This window comes from Lactobacillus helsingborgensis (genome assembly GCF_000970855.1).
GTDB lineage: Bacteria > Bacillota > Bacilli > Lactobacillales > Lactobacillaceae > Lactobacillus > Lactobacillus helsingborgensis.
In genome coordinates, this window is the sequence record NZ_KQ034046.1 from 997704 (window position 1) to 1022675 (window position 24972).

Genomic DNA, 24972 nt, shown 5'->3' on the forward strand with positions numbered 1-24972 from the left:
TTGCGGCTTATTTTTTACAAATCAAGTACTATCGTGAATGGTCCATCATTTTGTAAATCTACTTTCATATCAGCCCCAAATTCACCAGTTTTAACTGTTAAGCCTAGTTTGACGAGTTCTTGATTAAAATCTTGCCATAATTCCTGGGACTTTGGCGGTTTCATAGCTTTAATGAAACTTGGTCTATTGCCTTTTTTAGTATCAGCTAACAAGGTAAATTGGCTCACGCTTAATATTTGTCCGCCAACATCTTTAATTGCCAAATTGGTTTTGCCATCTTCATCTTCAAAAATGCGCATTTTGGCTATTTTTGCAGCCGCCTTTTTGACTACATCAGAATCGTCTCCGTCTTTTAAACCGACTAAAAGCAGGAGTCCCTTGTTAATTTCTCCTACTACCTTGCCAGCAATATTGACGCCGGCATGATTTACTCTTTGAATGACAATCCGCATTAATTATCTGCTCTCCTTGTTTGATATATATCCGGAATATCGCGTAACATAGTTAAAATACCATCTAATTGCGCCGAATTATTAACAGCTACTGTGGCGTAAATGTGAGCAATATTATCCTCATTAACCTTACCAGAAATATTATTAATATTAGGAGTTAATGTGTTTAATTTGGTAATGACATCAGTCAGCAGTTTTCCTCTGTTATAGCCAAAAACTTCAATGTTAGCGTTAAAAGCTTGGGCACTGTTTTCTTCAACGTTTTCCCACTGAACTTCGATCAATCTGCCCTTGCTTTCGTCATTATTGACTATATTGCGACAATCTGCACGATGAATTGTAACGCCGCGTCCTTTAGTCACATAGCCCACAATTTCGTCGCCCGGAACAGGGTTACAACATTTAGCCAAATGAAGCATCAAGTCACTAATTCCTTGAATCATAACCCCATTTTTGTGCTTGATCTTCATTGCCTTAGAATCTTTTTTATGGGGTTGAGGCTCCGAAACAGATTTCTGACCTGAATTTAATATTTCTTCTTCAAGCTGCTTTTGCTTTTTTCTTTCATCTTCACGCCGCAAGTCTGCTGTTAATCTGTTAACCACGCCAATAGCTGAAAGATCACCGAAACCAATTGAAGCATACATTTCATCAGCGTTGTGGTAATTTAGCTGGTCTAAAAGCGGCTCGATATGCTCTTTTGACATAAACTCTTTAGGCGCAAGACCTTGATCGCGGAGTTTCTCAGCAACCATTTGTTCACCCTGTTCGATGCTGTGGTCACGATCTTGGTTTCTAAAGTAACGGCGAATTTTATTGCGGGCGCGTGAAGTTTTGACCATGTCCACCCAATCACGAGAAGGACTGGCATTAGATTGGGTCATGATTTCAATTACGTCGCCATTTTTAAGTTTATAATCCAACGGTACCAATTTACCATTTACCTTAGCTCCAACCGAATGGCTGCCGACTTGAGTATGAATTTCATAGGCGAAATCGAGAGTCACTGAGCCTTTAGGTAATTCGTAAACTTCACCCTTAGGCGTAAAGACATAAACCCGATCTGAAAAGATTTCACTCTTAACGCTTTTCATAAATTCATCGGCGTCTGAAGTTTCATCTTTTAATTCTAAAATTTCACGGACCATGTCCAATTTTTCATTAGAGCTAGTCTGCTCTACGCCCTTTAAATTACCTCTTTTATAAGCCCAGTGGGCAGCCACACCGTATTCAGCCACTTCATGCATTTGTTCAGTTCTAATCTGAATTTCCAGCGGTCGACCCCCGGGGCCAATAATTGTAGTGTGGAGTGACTGGTAACCATTTACTTTAGGTACAGCAATATAATCTTTAAAACGACCTGGCATTGGTTTCCATTTAGTATGGACAGCACCTAAAACCGCATAGCAATCTTTCACCGTTTTGACTATCACGCGTACGGCTAACAAGTCATAAATTTCATTAAAGTCTTTATGCTTATTGACCATTTTTTTGTAAATGGAATAAATATGCTTTGGCCGACCGTATATTTCGTATTTAATACCTAGGCTATCTAAACTGTCTTTGAGTGTCTTAATCGCATCTTGGATATAATTTTCTCTTTGACTACGTTTAAGACTCATTAAATTAACAATGCGATAGTATGCTTTAGGGTTCAAATAATGAAAACTCATGTCTTCAAGTTCCCATTTGATCGTACCAATACCTAACCGATCCGCCAAAGGCGCATAAATATCCATTGTTTCAGATGCAATTCGGCGCTGCTTATCAGGACGCAAATGTTCTAAAGTGTGCATGTTGTGCAGTCTATCAGCCAACTTGACCATAATCACACGGATATCTTTAGCCATTGCGATCAACATTTTCCTGTGATTTTCAGCTAAAAATTCTTGGTGTGACTTATACTGATATTTATTTAATTTTGTTACGCCATCAACAATAAAAGCTACATCTTTACCAAACTTTTCTTTGATATCATCATTAGTTACTGGTGTATCTTCAACAGTATCATGTAAAAAACCTGCCGCTATAGTATCAGGGTCAAGACTTAATTTGGCAAGAGTTCCAGCTACTTGGGTGGGATGAACAATATAAGGCTGTCCGGAAGCTCTCTTTTGCTCACTGTGCGCATTTTTAGCAAATTCGTAAGCTTCTTCAACAAAAGCAATTTGCTTATCGTTCATATACTTCTTGCAGGTATCTATCACCTGCTCGTGCGTCATCTCAATGTACTTAGACATATAAACCGACCCTTCTAATATTACCCGTATATTTGGTTATCCATTACACCAAAAATCTCTAAAATAAGATAAATTAGTCCAAACAAAAAGTTATAATTAGCATATTTGAATAAAACAATTAGGCAAAAACAGCCTGGCATAAATAGCAGCCAGTAGTGTTTAAGATTAATTGTTTTAATCAACTTACCAATATGATAGCTGATTATACTGTTAAGGAGTATAAAAAGTAATCCTACCCGCCAAATAGTCCCTATTCTTAATAGACTGAAAATAAGGGGTAAGATAACAACTAAAATGCTCCACCATATTACTGGCATTACCTTATAACTATTTAATTTGCTAATTAAAGGTATGTTTTTTAGTTTATCAATCAACTTGCCAATTCCTTACTAATTTAATTATCTATTATAACTCTTTTTAGTTATCTTTTCTTTCTATAATTAATCCAACCCAGCGCCCATGCTCGATTGTCAAATCAATTTTAAAATCATGCTTTGTCAAAGCGGCTTTGATTTTATCCAGCTGAGTATAATCTATTCCCGAAAAAATCACTTTACCACCTGCATTTAAGTGTTCATTTAATTCAGGAATTAGCTCAAGCAGAATTTCCGCCAAAATATTAGCAATAATAATGTCATATTTGCCTTCTACACCATTAAGCAAACTAGCCTTTTCCACCTTGATATTTGCCAAATGATTAAGAGCGATATTCTCTTTTGCCGCTGTGACAGCTTCATCCGAGATGTCGGTAGCCACAACAGAACTGGCTCCCAATAATGAAGAAGCAATGGCCAAAATACCAGAACCTGTCCCCACGTCACAGACAGTCTTTGGCTCAGTTAGTGCTTGTTCTAGTCCCATTAATGCTATTTGCGTTGTCTTATGTGTGCCAGTGCCAAATGCCAAACCAGGATCAAGTTTGATTAACTGCTGATCTTTAAAAGCTGGTTGATAATCTTCCCATTCTGGCACAATTGCCAAATGCCGCGAAAAGTTTATGACATGATAAAATTTTTGCCAAACTGTGTTCCAATCTTCGTCTTTAATATAAGAAGTGGTTATTTTTGCTTTGCCAATTTGCAAGCCATAACTTTTTAACTCAGCTAATTTCTTCTGGTACTTTTCAACCAGTTCAGCTTTATCTTGTTCAATATCAAAATATGCTAAAAATTGTAAATCTTGTGGTAAGTCGTTTATCTCACTGAGGTTAACAATCGTGGAGTCTGATTCCCAGCCAGCCTGCTCAAAATCAGAGCGTTTGCGTGATTCAGTCCCTAAACAGTGCAATACATCTTGACTGTAGATATTTAAAGCATCTTCAACTTCATGGCTGGTTTCAATTTTAATAATTAATAATTTCATTATTTTTTTAACTCCCTTTTTATTTTCCTTTTTATCAATGCTATCATTAAAAAGGTGATATTAATGTCAAAAAAGAAAAATAAGATTGAAAAAACTCTAGTAGAAAAAATATTGGATAGAGATAAGATTCAGTACCGGCAAGCCGAATTTGCTACACATGAAGATTCAGGTGGTGTAGCCCAAATGGATACATCCATTTTAAACGAGAATGAACATTTGGTCTATAAAACACTTGTGTGTTCTGGCAATAAAATCCCAACTGTTGTTGGTGTAATCCCCGTGACTGAACATTTAAGCTTGAAAAAACTGGCTAAAATTTCAGGAAATAAAAAGTGTGAAATGCTTCCTTTAAAAGATTTAGCAAAAACAACTGGCTATGTTCATGGTGCAAATACTCCAATTGGGATTTACTTTAAACACCACATTCCTATTTTTCTTGATAAAAGTATGCTCCAAGAACAAGAAATTGCAGTTTCGAGTGGTAAAGTTGGTCGGAGCGTTTTTTTAAAACCGCAGGATTTGCAAAAAGTAACTAATGCCAAATTTGGTGATTTGCTAGAATAAAAGAATATTTAGACAATAACACTCCCTTTGAGAATTATTATCTTTTAAAATATTGTTTTGGTCATAGTAATAAAGCGCTTTTTCTAATATAATTAAAACAAATACCAAGTAGACAGAATAGGAATAAATAAATGACATTATTAACAGATGAACAGCTTGCAAATATTGCACATGACTACTTCTTGAGCAAACTGAATATTGCTGAAATCTCAAAGAAGTATAACCTTTCCCGTTATCTGATAGCCAAGGCAATTGATGAAGCTGAAAATAAAGGGATTGTTAAGATTAGCATTTATCAAAGCCCCAAACGAGCACAAAATTTGGAACGAAAATTCCAAAGCCTTTTTGATCTGAAAGAAGTTTATATCTTAGAAGATAAAGAAACTAAAAACCAAGACAATGAAATGATTGTCAATTTTGCGGCAAAACAAATTCAAAATTATATTACGTCTGCCAATGTTGTTGGTCTTACTTGGGGAACACTTTTAAGGGATATTATTGATGATTTTTCAACAGAAACTCGCCCTGACCTGACAGTTGTTCAACTATTGGGTCAGGTGGTTAATGCTAGCAAACGCAAGCAGCCACTTATTCAACATGCTGCTGACAAATTTAATGCAAAAAGTCTAACTTTTCCCGCTCCTCTTTATGCCATTGATCCGGGACTAGTCAAAAAAATTCAGCAAGAGCCCTATTATCAATATATTGAAAAGTATTTTTCAAAACTTGATCTGGTGTTTGCAAGCATCGGTACCATGCAATCGCTGGAATCTGGACAATTTTTTATGGATTATTACGCTGACAAGCTATTTACAGGGATTAAAAAAAATCAGTTAGCAGGGATTATTTTTGGCAGACCGTATGATATTAAAGGTCGCTTTTACAGTCCGATTGAACCCCACATATCTGGCATCAGTCTTTCAGACATTTTAGCAGTTCCTGATCGATTTGTAATTGTTAAAAACCGGTTTAAGGAAGATGCGCTTTTGGGGGCTCTCAGATCTGGCGTAATAACACATTTAATAACCACTTCAGGTATAGCTGAAAGAGTTCTACGCAAAAACGAGGCACTTTAATTGGCGGATTTTTTACAGAACTTCTCATTATATAAGCTAGTAATATAATTTTGCAGATCTGCAACTGAATGTGTTCTTGAACGAGCGCATTCTTTAGCAGGTTTTGAACATAAAAAGCATTTGCGAACAGGCAAGCCTAGATCTTTGCGGGATATTGCCTGTTTTTGTTTTCTAATTAATACATCGGCATCAAATAACCGATTAATTTTTTGCTTATTCTCAAATTCAACTGCCTTTTGTTTAACGGAACGATAATTAGCATCAACAAGATAAAAATTCTCTGAACCTGTAGCTCTCTCCCAATGTTTATACAAAGTAAAAGGTAACTGGCTATTTTGCAAAATTTCTTCCAAATTTAGAATACCTGAAGCAAAAATTTCTTTTAAATAGTGATTGTTTTTGATAGGGCCAGGAATGTTTAATTTAACATCCAGTAGCGTACATTCAGGAAACTTTTGAAATGTTGTTTGTTGCAACTCTGCTCTTTCATCTTTATTTGCTAATACCTCTGTAATACTCTGTGGTTCTCCTTCAGCAAATATTGTTTTTACCATTTTATCATCTTCTTTCTATTTTTATATTATAACTAAAAAGTGTGAGAACAAGTCTTAGCCTCATTCTCACACTTTATTAAAATAATTAGTTAATCTTTTACTTGCTTAATTGTATCAATAATAGTGCCATCCCGATATTGAATTAAAGCAACAACACGATCAGTATATTCTAGAGGCTTGGGAATTCCAACCTGTTTTTGCGCCATTTCTTGAAGTTCTTTGATGTCAACAATATTGAGCTCAGGAACTTTAGCAAAAGCAGCTATTAAGTCTTTACGGCGGGGATTAATCGCAATTCCTCTTTCGGTCACTAAAACATCAATTGAATCTCCTGGTGTAACAACTGTTTCCACTTCTGGTACTACTGTAGCATTGCGTCCACGTACTAGCGGAGCAGTGATAATAGTCATTTTTGCTGCAGCCGCATCCTGGTGACCACCTATGGCACCACGAATAACACCATCGGAACCTGTCATTACGTTAACGTTAAAATTGGTATCAATTTGCAAAGCTGAAAGAATAGCCACATCTAAGTTATTTACTACAGCTCCTTTATTATGAGGATCAGCGTACCAAGAAGCATCAATTTCCTGTTGGTTTTTATTTTGGGCCATTGAAGCTGCAGCACCCTTGTCAAAGTCCTGAACATCCATGATTTTCTTGACCAGGCCTTCCTCAAGAAGATCAGTCGTAGGCTTAGTTATACCGCCTAGCGCGAATGATGCCTTAATCCCATCCTTTAGCATAGATTCTCTTAGGTATCTGGTCACTGCCAATGCAGCTCCACCAGATCCAGTTTGGAATGAAAATCCTTGTTTATAATAGGGTGAATTTGTAATCACCTGATTAACAGTTTGTGCAATTTTCAGTTCTTTAGGATCTTTGGTGAAACGAGTTGCCCCTGAACCAATCTTATCAGCATCACCAATTTGATCAACCTGCACAACATAATCGACTTGAGTTTGTTTAATTGAGGCAGGCGTATTCGGATAATCAACAATATTGTCAGTCAACAAAACTACTTTATCCGCATATTGTGCATCAATCAAAGCATAGCCCAAGGATCCAAAAACTGCGTCCCCTTCTTGACCATTAGCATTACCAGCTGGGTCAGCATTTGGGACTCCTAAAAATGCCACGTCAATTTTGATCTCACCTTCTTCAATAGAACGGGCTCTATTGCCGTGAGAACGGAAAATTACTGGGTTTTCTAGACCACCATGGGAAACAAAATCACCTAAACTACCTCTCATTCCAGAGGATGTAATATTGGTAATGACACCCTTTTTTATTGCTTCAATTACAGTGTCATTCATAACACCAGTTAAGGAAGATGGGGCTAAAGTTAAGTTTTGATAACCCATTTTAATAATTAAATTCATTACTTTATTAAAAGCAAAATCACCATTTCTAAAATGATGGTGGAACGAAATGGTCATACCGTCTTTTAGAGTTTTCTTAATAACATCTTCTAAAGAATCTACCACTTTTGATTCGCCCGTAGTAACTTGTACTTTAGGAGCCACTCTCTTTACTTCAGGATTACCTATTTCCACAGATTCGAATGGTTTAAGATTCATTTTTGTCATCAAATCATCAGGCAAATTGCGTTTTACTTTATTCTCCAATGTAATTACCCTCCTCATCAATTAAATTCGATGCTTTAGCTGTTTCAATAACACGGTTAGCTTTCTCAACAACTGGTTTGTCGACCATTTTACCGTTCATTGAAATAACGCCTGAGCCTTTTGCCTTTGCTTCTTGAATAGCATTTTGGACAGAAAGAGCATTTTCAATTTCTTCTTTAGTAGGGTTAAATACCTTGTTAACCATAGGTATTTGTCTTGGATTAACTAAAGACTTGCCATCATAACCAAGCTCATAAATATATTTTGTTTCGCGGTAGAATCCTTCAGTATCATTCATATTTGAAAATACAGTATCGAAGGCATAAACATCGGCTGCTCTAGCGGCTTGCAAGACCATGTTGCGGGCAAATTCAAGTTCACGCCCATCTGGATATCGGTGTGTGTGCATATCGGCAGTATAGTCTTCACCGGAAACAGCTAAGCCCATCATTAATGGGGTTGCAGTTGCAATTTCTGGAGCATTGAGAACACCTTTTGCACTCTCAATCGCTGCCATAACACCAATAGAGCCTTTTTGAATACCGTATTCTTCTTCCGCTTTTTCCATATCCGCCACTAATTTTTTAATCATGGCGGCCGATTCAGTTTTAGGAAGACGAATAACATCTACTCCAGCGCGAACCATAGCTTTGACATCTTGGTCATAAAAGGGAGTGTCTTGACCATTAATTCTAACGACAATTTCAGCACCGCCAAAGTCAACTGTTTTAATAGCCTTAAATACTAACATTCTGGCTGCGTCTTTTTCAGTTAATGAAACTGCATCTTCTAAATCCAGCATAATAGAGTCCGCTCCATAAATACCAGCGTCTTTAACCATTGCAGGATTATTACCTGGTACGAACATCATTGTTCGACGCAAACGATTTTTAACATAAGTCATTTATTGCAATACCTCCATTCTTGGTGCATCAGTAGTTTCAGTTGCTCTTTGCGCAGCCGCTAATGTTCTTGCAGCAATCACGCAGTCAAGCGCTCCTTTGTCAGTAGCCTTAACTTTTGCGTTAGTAATACCAAATTTATTAAGTGTTTCAGTTATCACCTTTTTAATTTGATCACCGTATGATTTAGCTACCTCTGAATCCAGATCAACTTCAATCCCATTTTGACCAGCAGAGATCATAATCTGAATATCTGAAGATTCTAGTGTTCCTGCTACTCCAACAGTTTTAATTTCCATCAATGTTCATTCCTTTCTTGATTCTTTCTTGTAAAATTTGATAATTTTCATTTATAAAATTCATTGTAGTTGGTGGAACTAGAGTGGAAATATCTTTTAAATCACTATTTTTGATCAATTGGCGCACACTAGTTGCCGTAATTATTTTCTCGTTATCACGAAAGCGGTGCACGATTTTAACAGCAATACTGGGACTAAGTATTTTTTGTAAACTTTGATTATAGAAATTAGTTGTCCTTGAAAATGGCTCAGTACCTAGATATCGTTTCTTAATAGTTAATTCGGGTGCAATAATATTTTTAAAAATTAAAGCGTCAATCTCTGTTTGCGTTGTAATTAGTTCATCAGGTGACTTTAAAAAATAAGCTGGAAATGTCGAGCGTGAAACTAGGTAATCTCCACCACTAACTACCACCACATTTTTAAATTTGGCAGTTCCTTTTTTTACCAAATCTATTCTTTCTGATGTTTTAAATAAAGAAGCATCTGTAGCTACTACAAAAACATAAACTAAATCATTTTCACTACTTGCCAGTTGTACTAACTTTTGGTGGCCCAAAGTAAATGGATTAGCATTCATAACAATTGCTGCAACTTCTTTTTGATTTTGGTTTTCAATTCTAGGTATTTTTGCTAAAAAGTCTTGAATACTTGGTGTTCCACTTTCTAAAAAAGCCGCAGTATCAGTATGAGCCAATTCATTAAAACCTAAATGGGCGAAACTAGAAGAATATTTTGCTTTGGTAAATACGAATGAATGATAAATTTTCTGACTAAAAAGGTATTCTTGCAGAGCCGAAACTATTTGATTAAAACGTGCCCCGTGAACAGAATTATCATTTGACACAGCTATATATTTAAGAACTTTGCCTGCAATACTACCAGTTCCTACCAAATGGCCATCTTCATCTATTAAGCCAACAGTATGATCGAGGACGTCAACTTCGCGGGAGCTGAAATCTTTAATACCTTGATTAATTAAGAAGTTTTCCCATCTTGCCTTCGTGTCTGGAAAAGTTAAATTAAGGTCTATAGTTTTATCCATTTATTTGGTTCTCACTTTAGCTAAAATTTTTGCAAAAATTTCATAATTTCTTTATACATTTTCAAAGGCTGTTCCGCCTGAATTAAGTGACCACAGTTTGCTATTATTCCTGCGTAAATTTTAGGATTCAGTTCACTCATAGCATAGGCAAAATGATAATCAAAAAAGGGTGAATTTTGTCCTGCTAAAACGAGCATAGGAACTTTCAAGCTAATTAAAATGTCCCGCCAATCCTGCTCAGCATGATCTATTCGACAAAGATAATTTTCTTCAGCATTATACGGATATTTTTGGGCTTCAATTTTGGCCTTTTTAAACATCTCATCATTGATATGAGCAAAAATACCATTGCCCAGATCTGCCTTTAAATAATCCGGATAATTTTTCCAAGTTAGATCTTTAAATCCATAGTGCCAGGTGCTGTCTTGAATCATTTTGGGAGGTTGATCTAAGTCAACAATTGCCTGCAATCTTTGAAAGCCAAATAGTGAAACATAAGCCCAAATGTTTGCGGCTCCCATGGAATTACCAACAGCAATAATATTTTTTAAATCTAATCTGCTAATGAGCTCGGCTAAATCAGCTGCATGGCGACTAATACGTTGCCCCTTAAACGTTCTTTGAGAACGTCCCTGATTTCGAGGATCAATTATTATAAAGCGGTAATCTTCTGTGAAAAGCTTTACAGCCTCTTGCCATAATGTTGCAGAACTACCTATACCAGGAACTGCTAAAATAGGCTGACCACTTTTTAATGTATCGTAATAAGTTATTCGAATACCATCATTAGTTATAAAATTGCTTGCCTTAAGCATTTACCAAATTCCAATAACTTTCATCCATAAAGTGCCTATTACGCCGAAAATCAGTAAATAGAGAATTCCTAAAATAAAGTTATATTTCCACCATTCACTCTGCTTAATGTAACCAGTTGTAGCTAATATAGAGGCCGGTCCGTTAGCGTAGTGAGTGGTTGAAGCATTAATTGCCCCGGTAAACGCCAAGAGCATAGCTGATAATCCTAATGGAGCTCCTGTAGCAACAGCAACAGATAAAAATGGCAGGTATAATGCTGTTATATGTGCAGTACCACTGGCAAAGAAGTAGTGGGTGTAAAACATCAATATCACTAAAACAGCTAATACTATTTGCCAGCTTATTCCGTGAAGACTAGTCTGAATAGTCTTGGAGAACCAGTCAATGAAGCCAAAGGAAATAAGTTTACTTGCCATAAATATTAAAATTGATAGCCAAATTAGAATGTTCCAAGCTCCAGTTTGGTTTAAAGCATCTTTCATAGTTAAGACGCCTGTTAATAGCAACAAGCCGACAGCTAAAAAGGCTACAAAAGTAGAATCTAATTGAGGAATTTTGAAGATTCCGGATAAAACCCATAAAATAATAGCCAGCAAAAATACTATTGACATAATCATTTCAGGCTTTGTCACTGGTCCCATTTTTGCTAAACGGTCACTGGCCCATTTTTTAGCATTGGGAGTTTCTTTAATTTCTGGAGGAAAAATTTTATAAATCACAACCGGAATAATAACAGTTGCAACTAGAACAGGAACTATTGCTGCTGTAAACCAGCTGATCCAGGTCATATTATAATTTTTCTGTGCCGCCATTTGAGAAGCAACCATATTAGGAGCAGCACCTGTAATAAACAGAGCAGTTGACAGAATGTTGGCATGGAAGGCAGTAAAACTAAGATAAGCTCCGATTTTCTTTCTTGAAGGATCGTTAGGATGAGAATCATAATCTTTAGAGATTGATTCAGTCACCGGCCAAACTACACCACCTGTACGTGCACTGTTTGATGGTATTAAAGCTCCTAAAACTAATTCCAAACCGGTAATTGCATAGCCGATACCAATGGACTTTTTACCAAATTTTTTAATCATCCAATACGCTATCCGATTACCTAAACCGGTTTTACTAATACCATATGCCATGATAAAAGCCATAGCAATTAGCCAAGAAGCAGAATTACTAAAGGCGCTAAGAATACCAGTGGTTACTTTACCAGTTTTTGGATCTACAACATCTTTGATTGGAGCTAAACCAACTAAAACTGTCACTATCAGTCCAATCAAAGTAGTACCGCCTATGGGCAAAGGCTTTGTAATACAGCCAACAATAGTTGCTACAAAAACGGCAAACATCTCCCATGCGGGAGCAGACAAGCCAGCCGGACGCAAAGGCGTGATGCACCAAAGGATAACGCCAATCACTAAAGGTAAAATAAAGCCCTTATAATTAACTTTTTCAAGTGTTTTCATAGTAATTACCTATAATTTTTAATTTTCCGGACGATAAAAATCGTCGATAATTTCATAATTCTTATTCTTTAATTCCTCATCAAGCCAATCTATATTTCCTGAACCATCATGAAAACTAGCAGCTTTTGCTTCATCTTTTTCATGAAATTCCTGAACAATCGGCAACAATTCAGATGCTTCTTCCAAAGCGATTTTGATAACACCGTCAGCGTCACCTAAAATGACGTCACCGGGGTTAACACTGACGTTACCACAAGAAACCGGTACATTTATTTCTCCTGGACCTTCCTTGTAGGGACCGTCCGGAGTTGTACTTACAGCATAAATAGGCAAATCCCAGTTGCTTAAACTATCAATGTCTCGTATAGGTCCGTCAACAACTACACCAGCTACATGTCTTTGATCGCGCAGCCATGTCATCATTACTTCACCAATAACCGCCCTAGTATTGTCATTTTCATTATCAATGACAACCACGTCGCCTTCGTGGCAATACTTTAAAGCCGCATAAATAGTTAAGTTATCACCGGGACGATTATGAACTGTGAAAGCTGGACCACACATTTCTTCATGTGGGTGCGACATCAGTCTGATTCTAGGCGCCATTGCACCTGTCCTATTCATACAGTCAGCTACATTTGATGAGGGCAGCTTTTTATATGCAGCAATTAATTCCTTTTGCGGAAGATTCCTTTGTAAAAAAATTCTTTTTCCAACCTGCATTATTTATGCCTTCTTTTTAATTAATCTAAAGTGATATTATCTAGCACTTCCTGCATTTTGGTAGCCGAGTTCACCATCTTTGCCTTTTCAGGTTCTGAAAGTTCAGTTTCAATCACCTGACTGACTCCAGACCCGTCGATTACTGCAGGAGTGCCTAAATAAAGATTGCTTTTAATACCATACTCACCATTAATTGGTGCAGATAGAGGCAAAGCAATTGAACGATTAGTCAATATTGCAGTAACAATTTGCGTTAACATCATCGCAATGCCGTAAAATGTTGCACCCTTATTTTCAATGATTTTTCCACCTTTTTGACGAATATTCAGTTCCACTTGGTCCAGAATATGATCATCAATATTAGCAAATTCTTTTAGTGATTTACCGCTAACAGTTGATTCATCAAAATTTTCAAAAGATGTATCACCATGTTCGCCTAATACCATAGAATTAATTTCAGCTACAGGAACATTTAATCTCTTAGCTAAGTCTACTTTTAAACGAGCAGTGTCAAGCGAAGTTCCCGTACCTATTACCTTATTTTTAGGAAAGCCGGATAGTTTTTGGGTTAAAGTTGTCAATATATCAACTGGATTAGCAGAAACTAGGAAAATACCATCAAAGCCAGATTCGACTACTGGTTGAATGATACTTTTCAAGATGCTAACATTTTTATTCACAAGATCAAGCCGACTTTCTCCTGGCTTGCGGGGAACGCCTGCTGTAATCACAACCACAGCAGCATCTTTTGCATCGGAGTATTCACCAGAATGAATATTACACTCGCCTGTAAAAGGCAGTATATCTTCCAAATCCATTGAATCTCCCACCGGACGTTTCTTGAGCACATCACAGATTACTAACTCGTCAACACTAGTATGTTGCAGCAAATCATTTGCAAAAGTTGAACCTACAGCTCCGTCTCCAACCAATAATACTTTTTTATTCATTAAGTCATTTCCTTTCGAATTTTTTAAAAATGTAATCACTTACATCAATATTATAAATTTTATTCCCGTTATTTGCAATATTTAAAATAAATAATTTATTTTTTCAATTTTTTAAAATAAAAACAGTCTTACATATTTAAAATTCGGTTTGTCAATAATGCAAAAATTAGTATTTTCGACATAGCGCTTATTTAGGAACCAAAAATAATAAAAAAAGCCCTTCGCCGATGCTAAACGACAAAGAACTTAAAATTTATTAAATATAATCTTATTTATATAAAGCTATAATTTTAATAGACACATCAGTGCAAAACCACAGCTTACAAAAGTGGAATCTAGCAAAATACCTAACAATATTGCCAATGGCTGACAATTCTTTTTCAAACACTAATTTAGTTAAATTATAGTTATTGGTTTTTGACGAACTTGCTCATTTGTATTCCTGCTTGCCTACCAAAAATGACTGTTTCAGCAATCGAGTTGCCACCAATTCGGTTATTTCCGTGTAATCCACCTGAAACTTCTCCCGCAGCATAGAGTCCTTTAATTATGTTGCCATCTGTATCATAAACTTCGGTTTGGGGATTTATATGGATACCACCCATAGTATAGTGAATGGCCGGGTTAATATGAATTGCAAAGAATGGTCCCTGCGCAATTTTATGCTCCATTCCCGTTGATCTGCCAAATTCTTTATCTGTTTTATTTGTGACAGACTCATTCCAATTAGTAATAGTTTCGTTCAAGTTGGAAGCTGTGACACCAATATTTTGAGCTAGATCAGAAATTGATTCTCCATGACTAACCAATCCTACGTGATCATAAAATTCAACAGCAGTAAAGTTATTTCTAATACCTTGATCGAAAATCAAAAAAGCGCCGTTTTCATTTAAGTTGCTAATTGCGTCAGAAACAATTTTACGTGTACTTAACTCGTTGACGAATCTTTTACCAGATTTGTTAACTAGGATAGCTCCTTCTCCTCTTAAGCCTTCTCCTATCAAGTAGACGTGGTCACTATCAGTTTGTGCAGTTGGATGTACTTGAATAAAATCCATTTGCTCCAGCTGTGCATCAATTTGACCGGCAAGCTTTAAACCATCGCCAGTAGCACCGGGCTGATTCGTAGTCTTATAATTTACAAGGTCAGGACGATATTTTTTAATTAATTCTTTAGATGAACCAAAGCCACCTGAAGCTAAAAGAATAGCGCTTGCACTCACTTTTACTTGTCCATTCAGAGTATCAACCTGAACACCAGTTACTTGCTGTTTGTTATCTTGTAAAAGCTTAGTTACTTTTGCATTATTAAAAACTGGTATTTTATCTTCTTGTATTTGCTTTAAGGCTCCAGTTACTAAATAATTGCCTACCGGTTCCATTGAAGCAGGACGATGAGCTCTCTTTTTGCCCATCCCACCAGTAATAGTTAAATTAGTTAGCTCTATACCGTGATCCATTAGCCAATCTATTGCAAGAGCAGAATGATCGACAAAATAGCGTAGAAGTTCACGGTCATTCATCAATCCTCCGCCTTTGAGAGTTTCACGGTAAAAATCTTCTTTATCATCTATGATTCCCTGTTTTAGTTGAACAAGACTTTCAGAAGCATTCATTCCAGAAGAAGCCCTGTTTGTGTTTCCACCTAAATCAGAATTCTTTTCAAAGACAGCAACATTCAATCCTAATTCATGAGCCTGAATAGCTGCAGTTAAGCCGGCACCCCCTGCACCGATTATAATTGCGTCGTAACTTTCTTGTATTTCAGAAGCCTTATTAGGCGTAAAAACGAATTTACCCATTGATTTCTCCTCTACAGAAATTTAAAAGATTTATTTTTCAGGATTAGTCTGAGATATATTGGTCATTTCCATATAATCCATCCATTCATCATATTCCTTTTCAGTTAATTTGCCACTTTTGAGTGCTGCTTCTTTAAGCGTTGTTCCTTCTTTATCCGCAGTCTGTGCAATCTTAGCAGCTGCGTGATAGCCAATATGAGGTGACAAGGCAGTCACTGTCATCAAAGAACTCTCAAGCAGATCGTCCATTTTTGCAGCATTAACAGTCAAACCAGCAATCATTTTATCAGCAAAGCCTGTAATAGTTCCAGTTAAAATATCACATGAATCTAAAAACGCGGTGATCATAACTGTTTTGTAGACATTCATTTCAAAATTTCCTTGTGAACAGGCAAAAGTAATTGTAGTATCATTGCCAAAGACTTTCGCAGCGGCCATTGTTACCGCCTCAGCCTGAGTAGGATTAACTTTGCCAGGCATAATCGAAGAACCTGGTTCATTAGCGGGGATATTAAGTTCGTGATAGCCTGCTCTGGGACCTGATGCCAAGAATCTTATATCTTGGGCTATCTTAAACATGTCAGCAGCCAAGGTTTTTAAAGCACCATGGACAACATCTATGCCAGAATGGTGAGCTAAACCCCAAAACTTATTGGTATTAACTTTAAAATCATGGCCGTAGACTTTAGACAGTTTGTCAGCAATTTTGACAGTCATTCCCGGTGCAGCATTGAGGCCTGTCCCAACAGCTGTGCCACCAATTGCAAGTTCATATAATGTTGGCTTAAGTTCTTTGATATAGGATAAATCATGTTTTAAAGCTGAAATATAGCCAGAAACCTCTTGACCGAAAGTTATCGGAGTAGCATCTTGTAAATGAGTACGGCCAACTTTGACGGTTTTCCAATACTTGTCCTGCTTAATTTTTAGTTCGTCAATTAAGTGTTGCACGGCAGGTTCAAGCTTATCTAAAGCTTCAACTGCAACAATATTCATTGCTGTGGGATATGTATCGTTTGAAGATTGTCCTCTGTTAACGTCATCATTGGGTAAAATATCCAAATTTGGATGCATCTTGTTAGCTAGGTTAGCTACTACTTCGTTAACGTTCATATTGCTCTGAGTACCAGAACCGGTTTGTAATACGTGTAAAGGAAAATCTTGACGCAATTCATGATCATCTAATTTTAATAGTTGATCAATCGCTTCCTCAATAGCTTGCCCTTTTTCTACTGGTTCATCGCCGACTTCTACATTCGATTCAGCTGCAGCTTTTTTTAAATGTAAAAAAGCACGAATAATTGCAAGGGGCATTAATTCACCACTGGGAAAATTGTTACGACTTCTTTCAGTTTGCGGACCCCACAGTGCATCTTTAGGAATTTTAACAGGGCCAATTGTATCACTTTCAACACGATATTCTTCTTTACTCATACTAGATCTCCTTTTCAAATGTTAGTATTTTAGCTATTAAAAGCAGTAATATTCTCTTGCACTCATAATACAGATTTTTAGTTTTATTTTCAATATTTTAAAATAAAAGGGCTATCATTTTAAAATTTTAAAATTTATTTTATTTTAGCAAAAAAGCACTCTTATTGAGTGCCTTAATCAAATTTTTATATTTTTAGTGTTTCAGCATTAATAGCTACTATTACAGTTGAGAGCGACATTAAGATCGCACCGACTGCTGGGGAAAGTAAAATCCCCCATGGAGCTAGGATACCAGCAGCAAGTGGTAGTGCCACAATATTGTAGCCAGCACCCCACCATAAATTTTGGACAGTTTTTCTTTGGGTATGCTGCGCTAGTTTCAAAAAACTAATGATATCCAGTGGTTCACTATTAACTAAGACCACGTCAGCTGAATCCACCGCAACATCAGTACCTGCACCAATGGCTACACCAATATCAGCTTTAGCCAAACTAGGAGCATCATTGATACCGTCACCGACCATCATTACCTTTTGACCTTTATCTTGTAATTCAGCCACAATTTTTTGCTTGTCTTGCGGCATTAAACCTGAGTGAACTTCTGTAATTCCAAGTTTTTGGGCAATGTTTTGGGCAACATTTTCATTATCCCCAGTTAGCATCACGGGCGTGATATTCAAAGCTTTAATTTGTTTAATTAGTTCAGCAGCGTTAGTCTTAATCTCATCTCCCACGGCAACGTAACCTAAAAGTTCATTGCCCGCAATCAAGTAACTCGAGGTGTAGTTTAAAGCATCAACTTGTGGAAAATTATTGACAATACTTCTAGCTGTTTTTTCATTTACTAACTGGTAATCTTTACTGTTTAAAGTTCCAGCAACGCCTTTGCCGTCAAGTGTTTTACTATTTGACAATGGATAGAGCTCAATATTTTTTTCCTTAGCAAACTGTAAAATGCTTTGCGCAATCGGGTGATTAGAATCTTGCTCAAGTGAAGCGATCAGTTTAATTACTTCATCTGCACTGTACGACTTATTCAAGCTGTCACATTTGCGCACTTGAAACTTGCCTTCCGTCAGAGTGCCAGTTTTATCTAAAAGCAAATAATTAATTTTAGAGCTGACGCTGATCACGTTGCGATTTCTGATCAATAAGCCATTTTTAGCACCGATTGAGGTACTCTTAGCATTTACCAGCGGAATTGCCAACCCTAAAGCATGCGGACAAGCAATTACTAAAACGGTAACCATCCGTTCTAGCCCACCTGCTATTCCCCGCAAACTAGTCCAGACAATTAGAGCAATAATACCGAAAATTAACGCAGCGTAAAACAGCCAGCTTGAAACTCGATCAGCCAAATTTTGTAATTTTGACTTGTTCATTTGTGAAGACTCAACAAGTTTATTGACGTTTGCTAAAAAGCCGGAGTTAGCTGAATTGGTGACCTTGACAGTTAATGTGCCAGAACCATTAATAGAGCCGCCAATTACTTTATCACCTTTTTTACGAGTAATTTCGCGTGATTCACCAGTCACTAATGATTCATTAACTTGGCTTGAACCGGTGATGATGACACCGTCTAATGGAATACTTTCACCAGCTTTTACCAATATAACTGCATCTTTTTGTACATCATTGATTGCCGTATCTTTAACTTGATCACCTGATTGTACGTGAACTTTATCAGGTAAAAGTTTTGCTAAATCATGAACAGAACTATTGGCATTCATGACAGATGTCATCTCTATCCAATGTCCTAAAAGCATAATTAAAATTAACGTTGCCAGCTCCCAGAAAAAGTCCATTACATGAACTTTACTGTTTAGCAAATCATTTTTTACAAAAGCATACAGGCTATAAATATAAGCCGTAGTGATACCCAAGGAAATAAGGGTCATCATTTCGGGCTTTTTATCTTTTATTTCATAATACGCCCCGGATAAGAAAGGTTCTCCCCCATAGAAATACAGCACAGTTGCGAAGATCACCACTACCCATTCAGAACCCGGAAAAGAGAACTGAAAAGGCAAATGGACTCCCATCGCTGGTGATAAAAATATAATCGGTAAAGATAAAATCACAGAAACCCAGAACTTTTTCTTCAAATTGCCCATATGCATCATGTGCCCGCCATGCATCATCATATCATGGCCACCCATTTGCATGGATGAATCATTGTTATTCATTGAATGATTCATATTATGATTGTCGTTCATATCCATATTGTTCAAATTGCTCAGTCCCATCTATTTAAACCAAATTTTGCTCTTTAGTTTAATCTACTTTTATAAACAGATGGTGTCAAAAAATTAGCTTTAATAACATGAACTATATGTTGAGCTATTTGTTTTTGGCTGCGTGATAAAAATGGATGGCAAAACCTATTGCCAAACCCACAATAGCTGGAAATACCCAGTCCATTCCGATATCTGCAAAGGGTAAAAAGCGCATTTGAAATGATTTTAACTGCAGTGCCCACGGCTGCTTGCTAACAACAGGGGGAAAAGAGGCGATCATATCCAAGATAGCTGGAATAAAGGTTAAAGCAATCCCCCAGAAATAGACAATTGGGTCACGGTCAAAAAGAGAGCCGGAAATAGATAAAATAATCAAGACCATTGCTATAGGATATAAAAACATCAGCATTGGTGTTGACCACGAAATAATAGTATCTAGACCAAAATTAGCAGTAATAAAAGAAACGAACGTCATTATTGTCAACCAACCATGATAGCTGATTTTATTAAAACTACGGTGAAAATCTTGGGCAAACGCTGCAATCAAGCCAACTGCGGTTGTTAGACAGGTCAAGGTAACCAATGTAGCCAGCAAAGCATGACCAAAGTTACCTAAATAATAAGTCACGATTTGATTAAAAACAGTGCCGCCTTCTGCTGAAACTTTAAAATGGTTTAAAGTAGTTGCTCCTAACCAAATTAAGCCCACATAAATTACTCCTATAGCACCGGTCGCAATGACTCCTGCCCTAGCTGTAACTTCAGCGTTGCTTTTAGCCGAGGTTTTTCCCAGCTGTCTGACAGCAGAAACGATTGTATAACCGAAAGCTAAGCCCGCTAATGCATCCATCGTGTTATAGCCTTCTAAAAAGCCATTAAAAAATGGAGCAGTTTGGTAAGCAGCAGTTACGTTTTGCTGCTTTGCCGCACCCATAGGTGAAAAAGCTGCTAATAAAAAGACGGAAAACAGCAACAACAAAAATAATGGATTTAGAATACGACCTATACTATCCAAAATGGTGGATTGCTGGTATGAAATAATAAATGCCAATATAAAAAAGATTGCAGAAAACACCAGTAATGCCGGTTTCGCCACAGATTTGGGCAAGACCGGTTGCAAGCCCACTGAAAATGAAATACTAGCAGTCCGCGGCGTTGCAAATAATGGTCCTAAAGTTAAATGAATCAAAACCATAAAAGACAGGGCAAAAATTTTACCTAATGGTTTACCAATGTCGTAAACACCTTTGGCATGACTGGCACTGATTGCGAGTACAGCTAAAAGTGGTAATAAAACTGCAGTCACTAAGAAGCCAAAAGTAGCCATCCCCCAATTAGCTCCTGCAAGCTGCCCCAAATGAATAGGAAAAATCAAGTTACCAGCACCAAAAAATAATCCGAATAACAAAGAAGCAACAACTAAATATTGTTTCCAAGTTAAGGGTTTGGTATTCACATCTTGTTCAATTTCTTCCATCATGATTCCTCCTAAACAGAAAATCAAACACAAATTAATATGATAAAAAACTTTGATAAATAATAGGGCAATAAAAAAGCACCCTTGATTTAATCAAGGGTGCTGTCAGCACGGTACCACCTATATTACTGTAAACATTTTTACTGCTAAAAAATCTCACAGTCACTTCACGTACGGTAAAAATTACGATACGCTAACACGTTAATGGGTGTCACCAATATAAGCTACTAATCATTCACCATATAGCTCAAAGTTACTTTCAGTTTGCCATCACGGTCCATTTTCAGCTACAGGACTCTCTAAAACGCTACATGCAAACTTACTTATCTTTTCATCGCTTTATCAATATTAATGATATTTTAATCAATGCCTTTTTTCATGTCAACTATAATTTTAAAAACACCGTTAAAATTTAGATGGTACATTACTAATTTTGTAAAGATTTGACTTTTCTTGTTACCACATAATGACATGCTAAACCAATTGTTAATCCTAGTAAGGCTGGAATAATCCAATCCATTCCAATTGCCGCAAAAGGCAGGAATTTCATTTGCACACCTTTTAAGGCCAGTGCCCACGAACTTTGGCTTACTACAGGTGGAAAAGCAGCGATCATATCTAAAAATGCAGGAACAAGTGTGAACAGTACAGTCCAGAAATATACCACTCTATCTTTGTTAAATAAATTCGCAGTAATTGAAAGCAGAATTAAAACCATTGCAAAAGGATAGAGAAACATCAACATTGGTGTGGACCAGGCAATAATAGTGTCCAGACCAAAATTAGCAGTCAAAAATGAAGCTAATGTCATTAAAAATAACCAGGTATGATAACTAACTTTAGGGAAGCTCCGGTGAAAATCTTGAGCAAAAGCAGCGATTAAACCGACCGCAGTAGTTAAGCACGTCACTGTAATCAGACTAGCTAGAAGCGCATGCCCCACATTGCCCAAATAATAAGTCACTATTTGATTGAAAGTAGTGCCACCATCTGCAGCAATTCGATAATGTTGCAAGGTGGTTGCACCCAGCCAGATCAAAGCTACATAGATGACACCAATAGTTAAAGTTGCCAGTATACCCGCTTTGGCAGTGACTTTAGCATTGCTTTTGGCAGTGGTTTTGCCCATTTGTCTGACAGCAGTCACAACGGTTACCCCAAATGCTAATCCAGCCAGCGCATCCATCGTATTATAGCCTTGCAGAAAGCCGTTAAAAAAGGGAGCCTGTTGGTATGCTAAAGTTACTTTTTGAGCTGCAGCTCTACCCATCGGCGAAAAGAAACCCATCAGAAATACGATAAATAACAGTAACAAGAATAATGGATTTAGCACTTTGCCAATGCTGGTTAAAATGTTTGATTCTTCATAAGCAACCACAAACGCACATACAAAAAATATAGTTGAAAAAATTAGCAGACCAATTTGAGCCATGTTCTGCGGCAACATGGGCTCAATTCCTACTTTAAAAGAAATACTAGCTGTACGGGGTGTACCAAAAAGAGGTCCGATAGTAAGGTGAATTAAGATCATAAAAACTAAGGCAAATGTCGAACCCAGAGGCAGTCCAATGTCATATACGCCTTGGGCATGCGTTACACTAATAGCCAAAACCGATAATAAAGGCAATAGAACAGCAGTTACCAAAAAACCTAAAGTAGCAACCAGCCAATTTGCGCCCGCCATTTGTCCCAAGTGAATGGGAAAAATGAGGTTTCCTGCTCCAAAAAATAATCCAAATAATAAAGATGCTACAACTAAATATTGTTTCCAAGTTAGTGGTTGCTGGTTAACATCTTGCTCAAGTTCGTTCATGCATAAACCTCCAATTATAATAAAAATTGTTATTGCTCATTTTTTCTTCCAGTGAATTTTTTGCCATTTGAAATAAAAAAAGCACCCTGAATTTAATGAATTCAGGGTGCTTCAATTGGCACGGTACCACCTTTTTTACTGGCAAATTATCTCAAATTAATTTAACCAATCACTTCACGTACGGCAATATGCGATACGCTAACACAATAATGGGTGTTACCAATAATGGTTACTTTAATTCACCATATAGCTCCAAGTGATTTTCAGTTTGCTTTTGCGGCTCTATTTCAGTCTCCAGAGCTCTCTGTACGTTACCAGTAAACTTACTTTTCTCTTCATCGCTTTTAAGATATTAAAGGTATTTTAGTTTTTAATTAAAATATTGTCAAGTTTTCCTCAAAAATCAAGCCACTATTTTTGTGCCATGAACTTGTTGTACGTTTAATTTTTCAGCAATAAAATCACAATTTGTGCTTGTAATACCACCACCGGGTAAAATCTCTATCTGTCCTTTTGCCCAAGAAATAATTTCCTTAAGGTGGGAAATATTAGCCAAGATAGGTTTGCTCAGCTCACCGCCATGCGTCAAAATTCTTTTAACACCCTGTTCAGCCAACCAGCTTAGCTCTGCCTTTTGGATTCTTTGGGGAATTTCGTCAAAAGCCATGTGCATGACTACTTCAATGTTCAAAGAATGAGCCAAACTAAGCAGCTGTTTCATTTGTAACTTATTTAAATGGTTTTGGGAATTTAAGCAGCCAAATGCTACCCCCTGTGCTCCTAATTTGGCTGCTATTGTTAGATCACTAGCCATAATCTCAATTTCACTTGCACTATAAACAAAATTGCCACCACGCGGTCTAATCATTACTACAACTGGAATATTGCAGCTTTTAGTATAAGCGAGGGCTTTTTTCATTACACCGTATGTGGGAGTTGTCCCCCCTAACGCCAAGTCATTATTTAATTCAATTCTTTGAGCGCCATTTTTTATTACACGAGCAATATCGGTAAAATTTTCTACACAGGCTTCTTTTAACATTTAAATTCCTTTCTCAAAAGTTAGTAAAAATAGCACAAGCAGACAATTTTATCATTATTTAGTTAAAAGCTGAAATTTGGGTTTTATTATTTGGTGCAGGGTTAGCAGTAAATATCTGGGCTTTGTGCTTATTATCAGCAACACAAAAAGTAAATTCAACATTAGTTGCGACACCCCATTCCCCCTTATTATTCAGGGCAATTAATGAAATCTCACCAACTTGGCCATAGCGCTGTTTTAATTTTTTACAAAAAGAATAAACAGCTGAGTCACATGCTTCTTGCGGGCTTCTACCTGCAGACATTTGCCGCACAATTTCATAAGATAAACAACCTTTCATAATATCTTCACCAAGACCAGTAGCAGCCGCTGCTCCTATATCACTGTCAGCATAAAAACCTGAACCTGATAAAGGAGAATCACCAATCCGACCATTTTTCTTCATAAATAAACCAGATGTTGAAGTTGCTACCGTAACAGCACCATTTTGATCTAAAGTGATTGCGCCAACAGTGTCGTGACCAGCATAGGGGTGAACATCATGCTCATGAGTCTCTTTAACTTTTTGCTGCCATGTTTTCTTAGCATTAGCAGTAAGCATGTTAGTCATTTCAAAACCATTTTTCATCGCGTAATTGCTAGCACCTTCACCTACTAAAAAACTATTGGTTTTGTTTGAACTCAATTTGCGCGCCACAGAAACCGCATGCTTGACATTTTCAATAGCGGCTACAGAACCTTGTGCGAGTGTATTACCATCCATAAAGGCAGCATCCATTTGCACGATGCCGTTTTCGTTGGGCAATCCGCCATAACCAACAGAAGTATACTCGGCATTAGATTCAACCTGATTAATTAGTTTTTCAACTGCGTCTTTGGCATCTGTACCCTTTTTTAACAAGTCTGCTGAGGTTTTTAGGCCCTCATAAGACATATTCCACGTTGAAATTACCGCCCAATTATTCATTTTTAATCTTCCTTTTAAATTAGTATAGTAATAATACTAAACTAGAGCAGAAGAAGTAACAAGTGCCATCATAAAAATCTTTGGCGGGCAAAATAAAAAAGCTTTGAATACTACTATTCAAAG

Annotated in this window: 21 protein-coding genes and 2 other annotated features; of the genes, 2 read left to right on the forward strand and 19 right to left on the reverse strand. The window is 37.0% G+C overall.

Annotated elements, in window-relative coordinates:
- Nucleotides 1-14: 14 nt before the first annotated feature.
- The 3 genes from dtd to prmA all read right to left on the reverse strand — a co-directional run bounded on the left by dtd (nt 15) and on the right by prmA (nt 4054).
- On the reverse strand, nt 15-452 hold the full coding sequence (gene dtd, locus JF73_RS04640; RefSeq protein WP_046327167.1) for a D-aminoacyl-tRNA deacylase: 438 nt from the start codon (nt 450-452) through the stop codon (nt 15-17).
- Nucleotides 452-2692: a RelA/SpoT family protein gene (locus JF73_RS04645; RefSeq protein ID WP_046327168.1), complete on the reverse strand. Its 2241-nt coding sequence runs from the start codon at nt 2690-2692 to the stop codon at nt 452-454. Before JF73_RS04645 ends, dtd begins: the two co-directional genes overlap by 1 nt.
- Nucleotides 2693-3109: 417 nt before the next feature.
- The gene (gene prmA, locus JF73_RS04655) at nt 3110-4054 is read right to left on the reverse strand and encodes a 50S ribosomal protein L11 methyltransferase (protein WP_046327170.1); all 945 of its coding nucleotides are present in this window, start codon (nt 4052-4054) and stop codon (nt 3110-3112) included.
- Nucleotides 4055-4117: 63 nt separating this feature from the next.
- Here prmA and ybaK point away from each other — a divergent pair, with 63 nt between their 5' ends.
- The gene (gene ybaK / locus JF73_RS04660) at nt 4118-4618 is read left to right on the forward strand and encodes a Cys-tRNA(Pro) deacylase (RefSeq protein ID WP_046327171.1); all 501 of its coding nucleotides are present in this window, start codon (nt 4118-4120) and stop codon (nt 4616-4618) included.
- A 131-nt stretch (nt 4619-4749) separates the two neighbouring features.
- The gene (locus JF73_RS04665) at nt 4750-5694 is read left to right on the forward strand and encodes a sugar-binding transcriptional regulator (RefSeq protein ID WP_038522795.1); all 945 of its coding nucleotides are present in this window, start codon (nt 4750-4752) and stop codon (nt 5692-5694) included.
- Here JF73_RS04665 and citX read toward each other — a convergent pair.
- The 16 genes from citX to JF73_RS04745 all read right to left on the reverse strand — a co-directional run bounded on the left by citX (nt 5691) and on the right by JF73_RS04745 (nt 24849).
- On the reverse strand, nt 5691-6248 hold the full coding sequence (gene citX, locus JF73_RS04670; protein ID WP_046327172.1) for a citrate lyase holo-[acyl-carrier protein] synthase: 558 nt from the start codon (nt 6246-6248) through the stop codon (nt 5691-5693). The genes JF73_RS04665 and citX overlap by 4 nt on opposite strands.
- An 89-nt stretch (nt 6249-6337) precedes the next feature.
- A complete protein-coding gene (gene citF / locus JF73_RS04675) occupies nt 6338-7876 on the reverse strand; it encodes a citrate lyase subunit alpha (protein WP_143435076.1) in 1539 nt (512 codons plus the stop codon).
- Nucleotides 7866-8780 carry an aldolase/citrate lyase family protein gene (locus JF73_RS04680; RefSeq protein ID WP_046327174.1) on the reverse strand — a complete coding sequence of 305 codons (915 nt, stop codon included), beginning with the start codon at nt 8778-8780 and terminating at the stop codon, nt 7866-7868. The genes citF and JF73_RS04680 overlap by 11 nt, the downstream gene beginning before the upstream one ends.
- Complete coding sequence (gene citD / locus JF73_RS04685) at nt 8781-9077, reverse strand: citrate lyase acyl carrier protein (RefSeq protein ID WP_046327175.1); 297 nt, start codon at nt 9075-9077, stop codon at nt 8781-8783.
- Complete coding sequence (gene citC, locus JF73_RS04690; protein ID WP_046327176.1) at nt 9067-10122, reverse strand: [citrate (pro-3S)-lyase] ligase; 1056 nt, start codon at nt 10120-10122, stop codon at nt 9067-9069. Before citC ends, citD begins: the two co-directional genes overlap by 11 nt.
- Nucleotides 10123-10142: 20 nt before the next feature.
- Nucleotides 10143-10937 (reverse strand): alpha/beta fold hydrolase, encoded by a 795-nt coding sequence (locus tag JF73_RS04695; RefSeq protein WP_046327177.1) that lies wholly within the window; start codon nt 10935-10937, stop codon nt 10143-10145.
- Nucleotides 10938-12404, reverse strand: a complete 1467-nt coding sequence (locus JF73_RS04700; protein WP_046327178.1) for a DASS family sodium-coupled anion symporter — start codon at nt 12402-12404, stop codon at nt 10938-10940.
- 18 nt (nt 12405-12422) lie between these two features.
- Nucleotides 12423-13127, reverse strand: coding sequence for an RraA family protein (locus JF73_RS04705; RefSeq protein WP_046327179.1), 705 nt, complete (start codon nt 13125-13127; stop codon nt 12423-12425).
- Between the two features lie 20 nt (nt 13128-13147).
- Entirely contained in the window at nt 13148-14077 is a 930-nt protein-coding gene (locus JF73_RS04710) for an L-lactate dehydrogenase (protein WP_046327180.1), read from the reverse strand.
- 407 nt (nt 14078-14484) lie between these two features.
- Nucleotides 14485-15879, reverse strand: a complete 1395-nt coding sequence (locus JF73_RS04715; RefSeq protein WP_046327181.1) for a flavocytochrome c — start codon at nt 15877-15879, stop codon at nt 14485-14487.
- A gap of 30 nt (nt 15880-15909) precedes the next feature.
- The gene (locus JF73_RS04720; protein WP_046327182.1) at nt 15910-17313 is read right to left on the reverse strand and encodes a class II fumarate hydratase; all 1404 of its coding nucleotides are present in this window, start codon (nt 17311-17313) and stop codon (nt 15910-15912) included.
- Between the two features lie 185 nt (nt 17314-17498).
- On the reverse strand, nt 17499-19535 hold the full coding sequence (locus JF73_RS04725; protein WP_046327409.1) for a copper-translocating P-type ATPase: 2037 nt from the start codon (nt 19533-19535) through the stop codon (nt 17499-17501).
- Nucleotides 19536-19653: 118 nt separating this feature from the next.
- The gene (brnQ, locus tag JF73_RS04730; protein ID WP_046327183.1) at nt 19654-21027 is read right to left on the reverse strand and encodes a branched-chain amino acid transport system II carrier protein; all 1374 of its coding nucleotides are present in this window, start codon (nt 21025-21027) and stop codon (nt 19654-19656) included.
- A 92-nt stretch (nt 21028-21119) separates the two neighbouring features.
- Nucleotides 21120-21371 (reverse strand) — a binding site (T-box leader).
- An 83-nt stretch (nt 21372-21454) separates the two neighbouring features.
- On the reverse strand, nt 21455-22840 hold the full coding sequence (brnQ, locus tag JF73_RS04735) for a branched-chain amino acid transport system II carrier protein (protein ID WP_046327184.1): 1386 nt from the start codon (nt 22838-22840) through the stop codon (nt 21455-21457).
- Nucleotides 22841-22939: 99 nt separating this feature from the next.
- Nucleotides 22940-23188 (reverse strand) — a binding site (T-box leader).
- 55 nt (nt 23189-23243) lie between these two features.
- The gene (locus JF73_RS04740; RefSeq protein WP_046327185.1) at nt 23244-23882 is read right to left on the reverse strand and encodes a copper homeostasis protein CutC; all 639 of its coding nucleotides are present in this window, start codon (nt 23880-23882) and stop codon (nt 23244-23246) included.
- Nucleotides 23883-23940: 58 nt separating this feature from the next.
- The gene (locus tag JF73_RS04745; protein WP_046327186.1) at nt 23941-24849 is read right to left on the reverse strand and encodes a glycosylasparaginase; all 909 of its coding nucleotides are present in this window, start codon (nt 24847-24849) and stop codon (nt 23941-23943) included.
- Nucleotides 24850-24972: the final 123 nt, after the last annotated feature.

Coding starts and splice junctions, on each gene's coding strand:
- dtd (WP_046327167.1), bottom strand. CDS start 452: ATGCGGATTGTCATTCAAAGAGTAAATCATGCCGGCGTCAATATTGCT.
- JF73_RS04645 (WP_046327168.1), bottom strand. CDS start 2,692: ATGTCTAAGTACATTGAGATGACGCACGAGCAGGTGATAGATACCTGC.
- prmA (WP_046327170.1), bottom strand. CDS start 4,054: ATGAAATTATTAATTATTAAAATTGAAACCAGCCATGAAGTTGAAGAT.
- ybaK (WP_046327171.1), top strand. CDS start 4,118: ATGTCAAAAAAGAAAAATAAGATTGAAAAAACTCTAGTAGAAAAAATA.
- JF73_RS04665 (WP_038522795.1), top strand. CDS start 4,750: ATGACATTATTAACAGATGAACAGCTTGCAAATATTGCACATGACTAC.
- citX (WP_046327172.1), bottom strand. CDS start 6,248: ATGGTAAAAACAATATTTGCTGAAGGAGAACCACAGAGTATTACAGAG.
- JF73_RS04680 (WP_046327174.1), bottom strand. CDS start 8,780: ATGACTTATGTTAAAAATCGTTTGCGTCGAACAATGATGTTCGTACCA.
- citD (WP_046327175.1), bottom strand. CDS start 9,077: ATGGAAATTAAAACTGTTGGAGTAGCAGGAACACTAGAATCTTCAGAT.
- citC (WP_046327176.1), bottom strand. CDS start 10,122: ATGGATAAAACTATAGACCTTAATTTAACTTTTCCAGACACGAAGGCA.
- JF73_RS04695 (WP_046327177.1), bottom strand. CDS start 10,937: ATGCTTAAGGCAAGCAATTTTATAACTAATGATGGTATTCGAATAACT.
- JF73_RS04700 (WP_046327178.1), bottom strand. CDS start 12,404: ATGAAAACACTTGAAAAAGTTAATTATAAGGGCTTTATTTTACCTTTA.
- JF73_RS04705 (WP_046327179.1), bottom strand. CDS start 13,127: ATGCAGGTTGGAAAAAGAATTTTTTTACAAAGGAATCTTCCGCAAAAG.
- JF73_RS04710 (WP_046327180.1), bottom strand. CDS start 14,077: ATGAATAAAAAAGTATTATTGGTTGGAGACGGAGCTGTAGGTTCAACT.
- JF73_RS04715 (WP_046327181.1), bottom strand. CDS start 15,879: ATGGGTAAATTCGTTTTTACGCCTAATAAGGCTTCTGAAATACAAGAA.
- JF73_RS04720 (WP_046327182.1), bottom strand. CDS start 17,313: ATGAGTAAAGAAGAATATCGTGTTGAAAGTGATACAATTGGCCCTGTT.
- JF73_RS04725 (WP_046327409.1), bottom strand. CDS start 19,535: ATGGATATGAACGACAATCATAATATGAATCATTCAATGAATAACAAT.
- brnQ (WP_046327183.1), bottom strand. CDS start 21,027: ATGGAAGAAATTGAACAAGATGTGAATACCAAACCCTTAACTTGGAAA.
- brnQ (WP_046327184.1), bottom strand. CDS start 22,840: ATGAACGAACTTGAGCAAGATGTTAACCAGCAACCACTAACTTGGAAA.
- JF73_RS04740 (WP_046327185.1), bottom strand. CDS start 23,882: ATGTTAAAAGAAGCCTGTGTAGAAAATTTTACCGATATTGCTCGTGTA.
- JF73_RS04745 (WP_046327186.1), bottom strand. CDS start 24,849: ATGAATAATTGGGCGGTAATTTCAACGTGGAATATGTCTTATGAGGGC.